The organism is Saccharophagus sp. K07, from assembly GCF_014336955.1.
In the GTDB taxonomy this organism is placed as follows: Bacteria; Pseudomonadota; Gammaproteobacteria; order Pseudomonadales; family Cellvibrionaceae; genus UBA5868.
In genome coordinates this window covers 1,468,486-1,478,044 of record NZ_QRAI01000001.1, presented here as the reverse complement: position 1 = coordinate 1,478,044, position 9,559 = coordinate 1,468,486, and the positions used below count along the sequence as shown (strand labels likewise).

7 protein-coding genes are annotated in these 9,559 nt (G+C 48.1%); 3 read left to right on the top strand and 4 right to left on the bottom strand.

Annotation, left to right across the window (positions count from 1 at the left end):
* Window positions 1–6: 6 nt before the first annotated feature.
* Entirely contained in the window at window positions 7–96 is a 90-nt protein-coding gene (locus DWB84_RS19335; protein WP_370589686.1) for an integrase core domain-containing protein, read from the top strand.
* A 262-nt stretch (window positions 97–358) separates the two neighbouring features.
* Here the strand turns inward: DWB84_RS19335 and DWB84_RS06450 are convergent, their stop codons facing one another.
* The 4 genes from DWB84_RS06450 to DWB84_RS06435 form a co-directional block, all read right to left on the bottom strand.
* Window positions 359–1,570: an efflux RND transporter periplasmic adaptor subunit gene (locus DWB84_RS06450; RefSeq protein WP_187408880.1), complete on the bottom strand. Its 1,212-nt coding sequence runs from the start codon at window positions 1,568–1,570 to the stop codon at window positions 359–361.
* A 22-nt stretch (window positions 1,571–1,592) separates the two neighbouring features.
* Window positions 1,593–4,778 carry an efflux RND transporter permease subunit gene (locus tag DWB84_RS06445; protein WP_187408879.1) on the bottom strand — a complete coding sequence of 1,062 codons (3,186 nt, stop codon included), beginning with the start codon at window positions 4,776–4,778 and terminating at the stop codon, window positions 1,593–1,595.
* Between the two features lie 84 nt (window positions 4,779–4,862).
* The gene (locus tag DWB84_RS06440; protein ID WP_187408878.1) at window positions 4,863–7,634 is read right to left on the bottom strand and encodes a TonB-dependent receptor; all 2,772 of its coding nucleotides are present in this window, start codon (window positions 7,632–7,634) and stop codon (window positions 4,863–4,865) included.
* Window positions 7,635–7,736: 102 nt separating this feature from the next.
* Window positions 7,737–8,006 carry a hypothetical protein gene (locus DWB84_RS06435; protein ID WP_187408877.1) on the bottom strand — a complete coding sequence of 90 codons (270 nt, stop codon included), beginning with the start codon at window positions 8,004–8,006 and terminating at the stop codon, window positions 7,737–7,739.
* Window positions 8,007–8,187: 181 nt separating this feature from the next.
* On the opposite strand from DWB84_RS06435, the gene DWB84_RS06430 reads away from it, so the two are divergent.
* Complete coding sequence (locus DWB84_RS06430) at window positions 8,188–8,691, top strand: cytochrome c (protein ID WP_187408876.1); 504 nt, start codon at window positions 8,188–8,190, stop codon at window positions 8,689–8,691.
* A gap of 102 nt (window positions 8,692–8,793) precedes the next feature.
* Entirely contained in the window at window positions 8,794–9,558 is a 765-nt protein-coding gene (locus DWB84_RS06425; RefSeq protein ID WP_187408875.1) for a cytochrome b/b6 domain-containing protein, read from the top strand.
* Window position 9,559 lies beyond the last annotated feature (1 nt).

Sequence of the window (9,559 nt, the reverse complement as noted above, 5' to 3'; positions counted from 1 at the left end):
GAGGACGTGCGGGCATACGTGACTTATTACAACTCGTGTCGACCACATTCAACACTGGGTGACCAGACGCCTATTGAATTTGAATATTGTGCTTAACAAAGTGTCCGGAATGGGTTGACCACAACAGTAGCCACAGTTTAATGCCAAGTGTCGTCATTGTAATAACGCATAAAACATACGCAATCACTATAACCAGGCTGATCAAGAGGCAATATTTAGCCGAGATTTTACACATACCGGACAATGCTCTGATGACTCCGCGACCACGCGCGGCTATGAGCGCTCCCTTTTATCCGATGATGTGCGAATGTGCAATGGCAATTTGAAGGGAAAGGCAAAAAACAAGAACAGGGCGAGATTATCCGCCCCAACCTCTAGGTTCCACAATTTCACCCGCTCTCAACTGATCTGACGGACTAACAACCAAGATATCCTCAGCGGTAATTCCGGCCAACACTTCCACTTCACGCCCCAAATCCCGTCCCAATTTGATCTCGCGGAATTCCACTCGATTATCCTTGTCCAGTACAACAACCTGAGGGCCTTTGGAGTTCACAAAGAGAACAGCTGGCGGGATAACCAGGGCGTTGGTGGTGTTGCTGAGTTGGAAATTGACTTCGGCGTAGGCGCCGGGGAGGAGTTGGTCATCGGGATTTTGCAGGACTAGGTCGGCTTGGCGAGACCGGGAGCGGGGATCGATACCTCCGGCGAGGCGTTCAATAGTAGCTGTGAAGTATGTTCCGGGTTGCTCTTTAAGTTCGACTTTCACTTCCTGACCGACATGCACTTGTTGTGCATAGGCTTGCGGAATCCATACGGTAAGCCGCAACGGATTGGTAGCAGCTATAGCAAAAAGCTCCTGACCTGCGCTGCGAATCAAATCACCCACTTCCACGCTGCGACGGGTAATTACACCGGCAAAAGGTGCGGTGATATGGCGAAATTCCTGCTGCTGTTGCAAGCGGCGCACATTCGCATCCGCAGCGGCAAGATCGGCATTGGCTTGCTGTAAAAGACTGCGTTTTTCTGCAAGGTCTTGTTCGGTAACGGCACCATTGCGCGCGCCGAGTTGTTCCCAGCGGGTGAGGGTTTGTTGCGCTAATTGCAGTCGAGCATTGATTTGCTCACGCTGTGCGACGGCTTGAGCCAGCTCCTGCTCCAATTCCGGCGTATCTATAACTGCCAGCAATTCACCTTTTACAACAAAATCGCCGATATCTTTATGCCAAGTCGCGAGGTAGCCGGTGCTGCGCGCATAAACAGCCGCTTCAGAGTCGCCACGCAAAGTGGTCGGCAGACGAATATTTTGCGTAACCGCACCGGGTTTTGCTTGCGTGACCAGTACAGATTTTTGCATTAACTCGCTGGTGTATTGGTGCAAGGATTCGGTCGCCTGCCAATTGACATAGGCTCGTACTGCCGCAGCAACAGCTAGACCACCTAAAAATACCAAGGCAACCGATTTAAGCGATTTTTTACTTTGCGTTACTGACTGAGCAGGTTCACTCGGTTTTATGTGAGTTTGTTCATCAATAACAGCATCCAAATATGCGTGGGCGAGATCGTTCATCAAGTTTTACTCAAAACAAAATTCAAGGACGCACTAAAGCCATATTCACAGGTGTAGTTTGGGGAGCGAGGCGACTGTGCAAGCTGGCGAAAATAACTGGAACAAATAACAGAGTGGAAATGGTGGCCATAATCAAGCCGCCTATAACTGCGCGGCCGAGAGGTGCATTTTGTTCGCCACCAATGCCTAATCCCAACGCCATGGGCAACATGCCGACAATCATGGCAAATGCCGTCATCATCACCGGGCGCAGGCGTGTGGCGGCCGCTTTAAGTGCAGCTTGATTCGGCGACAAACCCTCGGACAAACAAGTACGCGCAAACGATACCAGCAGAATACTATTCGCCGTTGCCACGCCCATGGTCATAACAGTTCCCGTGAGAGCAGGCACGCTAAGGGTTGTGCCGGAGAGAAATAACATCCAGGTAATGCCTGCAAGTGCAGCGGGCAGGGCGCCGATAATAATGAGAGGATCCAGCCAGGACTGAAAATTGACAACCACCAGCAAATACACCAGCAAAATTGCCACAATCAGTCCGTAACCCAAACCTGTAAAAGCTTCTTTTAAAGTGTCTGTCTGGCCGCGCAATTCTAGCGTTACGCCGCGCGGTAAATTGGGACGAAATTCCTGCAAGGTTTTTTCGATATCGCGCATAACAGAACCGAGATCGCGATCCTGAATATTGGCGTGGATATTAATGGTATTAATGCCGTTGCGCCGTGTAATAAGAGATGACTGCACCGTGCGCTCATAGGTCACAAAATTGCCGAGTTGATGTTGCCGTCCATCCTGACCTTGCCCTACAGGCGTTTGCAGTAGCGCGTCTATATTATCCAGATCCAACTCCCAAGCGCGCGGACCTATGTTGTAGGTATTGCCGTTTGCCTCATTGAGCCAATTGGTGGGGTTGGTTTGCATGGAACCGCTCAGCGTGATCATCATATTTTCCGCAACGTCGCGCGCGGAAAGGCCCAACTGCTGGAGCTGCAATCGATCCATGGTTAAAGCAAGAGTCGGTTTGCTCCAACGCTGATAAACGTGTGCATCCACCAGTCCAGGAATTGTGCGCAGTTTATGATTCAATTCCGCAGCCAAAGGCAAAATCTGTTCGGGACGACCGCCTACAAATTGAATGTCGATAGGTGCGGGCATACCGAAATTCAACGTTTGTCCCATTTGATCAGCTGGTTGGAAATAAAACTCCACGTCAGGGAAACGCCGCGACAGCTCCAAACGCAAATTGCGCATAATTTCCGGCGTACCGACTTTGCCGCGTTGAATGCTGATCATAATTTCCGCATCAGCCGCTTCACTCGTGCCGGAATTTCCGTTCAGCGTATTAATTGGGCTGTAGGGACCGCCGATAATATCGAGAATTTCTCCGCTTTGATCGACAGGAATATGCGCACGAATCACATCTTCCACCTGGTCCACCAAAGGCGGCATTTCTTCCAAGCGTGTTCCTGATGGGGCGCGTATATGCAAACGCATTTGACCGCTATCCACTATAGGAAAAAGATCCTGCCCAAGGGACGGCACAAGACCGAGCGAGAGCGCGCAAAACGCTAGAAATGCGCTGACAAAAACACGCGCGTTTTGCAGCAGCTGTTGCACAATTTCGACGTAGTAAGAACGAAATTTCTCAAAACCGTAGTTAAAGTTTTCGTGGATGCGGGTAAATAGATTTTTATTTTGGCTTTCTCCATGCAGCGGTTGGTTGCGCAGCATATACATAACCAATGTCGGTACCAAGGTCCGCGATAACAGATAAGACGCCAACATGGCAAACACTACCGCTTGCCCCATAGGAACAAATAAGGAGCGCGCAAAGCCATCGAGGAAAAACATAGGCACAAATACGATGCAGATACACAGAGTCGAGACAAATGCTGGTGCAGCAATTTCACGCGCACCATCTAAAATGGCTTGTACCGGTGGTTTGCCCATCGCCAGCTGCCGTTCGATATTTTCAATTTCCACAGTGGCATCGTCGACCAATATCCCAATAGCGAGCGCCAAACCGCCCAAGGTCATTAAATTAATTGTCTGTCCCAACAAATAAAGGGCGATAAGCGAACTCATAATCGCCAGAGGAATAGATACCGCAATAATGCAAGTGCTACGCCAGTTGCCGAGAAACAACAGAATCATCGCAGCTGTCAGCGACGCGGCGATTAATCCTTCATGCAAAACATTGCTAATGGCCGCACTGACAAACACGGACTGGTCGAACATAAGTTTGATATCGACACCTTCCGGCATAACATCCAACATTTTCGGAATAGAATCTTTGATGTGATTGACCGCATCTATGGTCGATACGCCGCCATAAGCCAATACAGAATTCAATACGCTGCGTGCACCATTTTGCCGGGCAATTGTCGTTGCAGGATCATAACCGTCGCGCACATTGGCGAGATCTTTAACTAAAATTGTGCGGCCATTTCCATTGTGATCAGCCAGCGAGCGCACGGGGATTTCACCAATTTCCCGAATGGAGGGAATATTGCCGTTGAGCTTGATATCAAAATCCTGCGTGCCGATTTTCATGCTACCGGTCGGTAAAACAAGATTTTGTTTTCCCATTGCACTGACCAACTCAGATGGCGTTACACCATGCGCGAGCAGTGCATCCGTATCCAGGTCGACAGACACTTGGCGACGCCGCGAGCCATAGGGTGCAGTTAAAGAAAGACCTTTTTTACTGGCAATAATTGGGCGTAATACTGTGCTTGCTGCATCAGCAATTTCGATATCGGAAAGCGTACTGCTCGACATTCCCAATTGAATGACGGGCAATTCAGATGCGGAGTATCGACGTACTCGGCCGGGGTTAGTGCCGGGCGGCATGGAGCGAGCAGCACCGTTTGCACTCATGGTGACTTGCGTCATGGCGGCATTAATATCCGTGCCCGGTTGAAAATAAACTTTGACCAGACCCAAACCCGCGAGCGCAAGCGATTCCGTATAGACAATATCGTCTACTGCTTGCCCTAATTCCCGCTCCGCCGGACCGGTAATTCGCTCGGACATTTCTTTAGCGGTAAGCCCGCGATACTCCCAAAGCTGTGCCACCACCGGGATATCGATGGAGGGAAACACATTGGTCGTCATGCGGCTTAATACATAAGGTGTTGCCAGCACAATCAGCAACGCCGCCACTATAAAGGTATAGGGGCGGCGGAGGGCCAGTTCGACAATCCACATAAAGGGAGAATCCATCTGTGGCGCGACTCATCAGAATCGCGCCTTTTTATCATTGATTTCGTTGTTGAGCTTTTATTTTCCTCCTTAGAAAGTGCCGGAAAATGTAAGACCAACCCAGCGGCGATAAGGGTAGGGCGAATAACTGACCCAACCTACTTCGTGAGTGTCATCATCGAATGCGTTTTTCACGATCAAAGTAACGTCGAAACCGTCATTTAATCTGCCCAAACCTATAGCAACATCTGTACGGCTATAACTGGGAACGCGGCTATATGAAGACAAATCGTCGTTGTTCAAATAATCGCTGGTAAACGCCGTATTGAAACTTGCATGGAATTCCGTTTGCCATACAGGCACGCGATATTCGGCTCCATAATTAATGGTCCAAAGGGCTGCACCCGGTAAACGACCACCCGTTTGATCAACAAATGGAGAACTCAAATAGTTCAACTCTGGTGGTTTGGGTGAATTTTTGAAGTCTTTATAGCGTGCATCATTGTAGGCACCGCTCAACCGGAAACTGAGATATTCAATACCGGAATAGACTGCATCAAACTCTACGCCTTGTACTTTTACTTTATTCACGTTGCCTTGAGCAGTGATATAAGCAATCGCTTGTTCCGGCGCTATACCGTTATCAATATTGACCTGGGTTTGGAAGTCATCCACCGCACGTACAGCTTGTTGATAGTCCTTGATCTCCATAACAAATGCGTCGATGTTGAAGGTCAAGGTATCGTCAAACAAAATGGTCTTTAAGCCGACCTCATAGGCATTGGTTTTTTCTGGTTTTACGCCCACAGGCTCGCCGTTAATCTGAAACGCCGTGCCGGATTTTTCCCCGTATTGCCAAGTGCCATAAACTTTGATTCCGTCCTTGATTTCAAAGCTTTGGGTCAAAAGTGTGGTGTAGAGCGTATCGTCATAATCGCTTTCCACATAGGAATACAACTGTCCAACTTGCGCAGCACGGATCGATTTTGCCGCGCCGACTTGCGCCTTTTGTGCAGCAGTTAAGCTTTCATAGGCTTGCCCAGGAATATCCGTAATTGGCACACCAAAGTAACGATTCGCCACTTGGTCTGCCAAGCTCAGTTGCTCAGGCGTATTGTTGTTAACCAGAGTAACTGTGCCATCTGCATTAGGGATATTGGTACCAAGATTACCGTTGGTGATTGAAGCGAATCCGCCGAGCTTGACGTCGCGTACACCAACTGGATTGAGTGCACGGCCTGAACCGTGGTTTTCAATCGTCAATATATCGCCGGTCGTTCGGTCTTCAGTTCCAACACGCAAGCCCGCTGTCAATTGCGCGGAGGGATGCCAATTCCAACTCAGTTGGCCGAAAATTGCATTGCTTTGCGTATTGACGTAGGTATGGCCGATTTTGCGCGCATTATCCAGCGTGTCTCGCAATAAGGCTAAGCCAGAGCCTCGATTATCCCCGGCATTGCGATCCAGCAGATTGTATTGAGTGTTGGAGGCAAACCAGGCGCCGGCATCAGAACCCCAACCGGTTTTCGACGTAATGTCATTATCGGTTTTAAACAAAAACAGCCCGACGCGGTATTTGAATGCATCTTCTACTCGACCATCCAAAATAAATTCCTGGCTGTATTGGCGATAGAACACACCGCCACCGCCGTCGATATTGATATCGAATGGAGTGCCTTCATCATTGTGGGCGTCGAAGGTATATTCGCGTACTGCTGTAACCGATTTGAAATCCGCATTTTCAAATGCATATTTCAATTCGAGTAATGCACCTCGGTTGGAGACCGTTTGCCCTTCGATCTGATTGAAGTAAACCTCTTCAAGCTCCTCGCCGGAAACATAATCCTCGTAGGTATAAATGTCCCCATTAAAATCCCTGCCGACAAACCAGTCGCGCGCAGGAACCCAAGTGCGGTTGGAGAGATCATTCAAATTAGGGTAGGAATAATAGCCGGCCAGTTTTGCCTGAGCACTGGTTCCCGTTGGATCGGTCGGCTGGCCGTTTTCATAAAATTCCGGCTGATCATGATAGAAGGTCAAACCATTTTGCAATTGTGGTGCACGCGATTCTGTGTCGACACTGAGTCGGGCCTCAAAATTCTCAGTCGGTGTTAATAAAAGCTGCACTCGACCACTCAGGCGGTTCTTATCGTACAAGGTGTAATTGGTGTTATAGCGGTTTTTGTAGTAACCGCGTCCCTTGTCGACTACAAAAGATCCACGCCAAGCGAGCAAATCGTCAATAATCGGGCCACCGAGGGCTCCTTTAATAATGAGGGCCTCTCTGTCACCAATGGTCAAAGACAAATCGCTTTCTTTCTCAAAAGAGGGCCGCTTAGTATTGACGTAAACAGCCCCCGAACTACCACCTTTACCACCCCAGGTGCCAACGGGGCCGCGGAAGCCTTCAACGCTTTCCACATCGTAAAAATCAAAATTACCGAGAGCGGTCAGACCGAAACTGACGCCGTCCTGAACAACCAGAACGCTGGGATCTTGTACTTCCGCAAAAGCGCGTTTACCGACACCACGAATTGATAAGGATGCTCCGCGCGTGTTGTTCTGGTTAAAGGTTACATTGGCGAGACGCTTTGAAATGGCCTCGTAGTCAAGGCCCAATTCGCGCTCCAGAATATCGCCGGAAATGACCGACTGTGATTGTGGCAGGTCGTAAACTTGTTCTAAGCTGGTTGTTGCAGCTGATGCTGCCACTGCGCCCATGACAAGAATTTCTTCAACTATGCCAGTGGAAGCGGCTTGCGCAAAAGCAAAATTCGGCGCTAAGGCGCTGGCCAGAATAATTGCGGCTAAAGGTTTACGGCGAAAAGACGTCTTTACTTTGTACTGCGAATGCAAGCTCATAATAAATCCTGTTGAACATGTAGCGAGAGCTCGCCCTAGTGCAAGTGATATACCAAAACAAAAAACAGAATTTTTTATTGCTTGTTAAGTATTTTCGCTGAATCATACGCCAGCGCTGGATTTTGCACAGCGGCCAATTTTGTGTTTTGCTTTTGCAGCAAACAAACAATTTGAGATAAGTAAACGGTATCTGTATTGTTTGAAATTGTGCAGCTCATAAGATTCTTTGCCTAAAGATTCATCGCTATTCAGCGCTTTGGTTATTTGCATAGAAAAAAATATTCTGATTACTGAGAATGGCTGCGCATTTTCCGCGACTAAAGAACATGCTCCACCTGTTCTTAAAACAGCAAAGTGATGAAAAACCAACACTCCATCTCAATAGATCCTATCAACCGTTGCATCAGCAACACTTCATACGACCCGCCAAAACGTTTAAACAATTGATTTTCAAGGAAAATACAAGAATTTAAAGCCGTTGGCTTAATAGTTGCCTAAGCGCCACGAGGCTCCTTGAAGTGCCTATCCATAAACAACTATTAGGAGTGGAAGCATGAAAATTAAGAACCGACACCCAGTTAAAGCTTTGGCTGTTGCCGTTGCTCTTTCTTTAGGTAGTCTGGGTGTTATGGCGGATGACAAAGCTGCTAAGCCAGGCCCGGTTGTCTCCGGTAAAGAAGCAGTGGAAATTCGTCGCGCGACTTTCAATTTAATCGGTAAAAACTTTAAGCATGTCGGTGGAATTTTGAAGGGAGAGGTGGATTACAACTCTGTTGACGTGGAGAAAATAGTCAATCGAATTGTGTTCCTGAACGACTTTTTACATGGCACCTTCCCAGAAGATTCCAACCTGGGAGAACCCCAGTCCAAAGCCCGGCCTGAGATCTGGACTAAAAAGGACGATTTCAAAAAGAGCTTGAAGCAATTCAGAGAGAATGCACAGAACCTGGCTGCAGTCGTTGCCAAGGAAAAGTCCAACTCTCCAGCCTTTAAAGAAGCTGCGCAAAAAGTTGCTCAGGATTGCAAGAGCTGCCATGACAACTTCAAGCTCAAATAACGTTGTTAGAGTTTGATTAAAGTAAATACTGTTTCCGCGCTGATCTGGGCCAAGTCAGTGCGGAGGCAGATAAAGAGAAGTAAGCGTAGGAAGAAAGTAAGTATGTCATCCACAATCGAGAATTCCACACCAAGCCAAATCGAAGCTCAAAGCGCGGCCACTTCCGTACGCGTAAAGGTATGGGATTTCCCGGTTAGGTTATTTCACTGGTCTTTGGTGCTCTCATTTATTGGTGCCTATGTCACTAACCGCTTAGGTGTCGCTTATTTCAAATATCACGAATGGTTTGGCTACGCGATTATTGTGCTGGTCGTATTTCGAATTCTATGGGTTTTTTTTGGTACCTATCACGCGCGTTTTGTCGCGTTTTTGCGATCGCCGATTGCCACATGGCGTTACGCCAAAGATTTTGCATTAGGTCGGGTTGCGTCAATACCCGGTCATAATCCGCTCGGCGCATTAATGGTCGTTCTGTTATTACTGACCTTATTGGTACAAGCCGTAACTGGACTGTTTTCTAACGATGAAATTTTCAATGCAGGCGCCTTGTACGGTTATGTTTCCAACGAACTAAGCTTGTCGCTCACTGCGTTACACAAAGATTTATTTTACTGGATCGCTGGCGCCGTAGCCGTGCATATACTTGCAGTGTTGCTGCATCTGGTTTTGAAGCGGGAAAATTTGGTATCTGCCATGTTTACCGGATATAAACGTTTTCCGAAAAATTCCGCTGTACCGGCGGAGCAACTGGTTGAGATCAAGTCTTCACGAAGTTGGCTTGCGTTGGTTTTGGTTACGTTGGTTGCTCTCGCCTTGATTGCGATTTTGCTAACCGCACCTGAAGCCAGCCTATCTTTTGATTACTAAA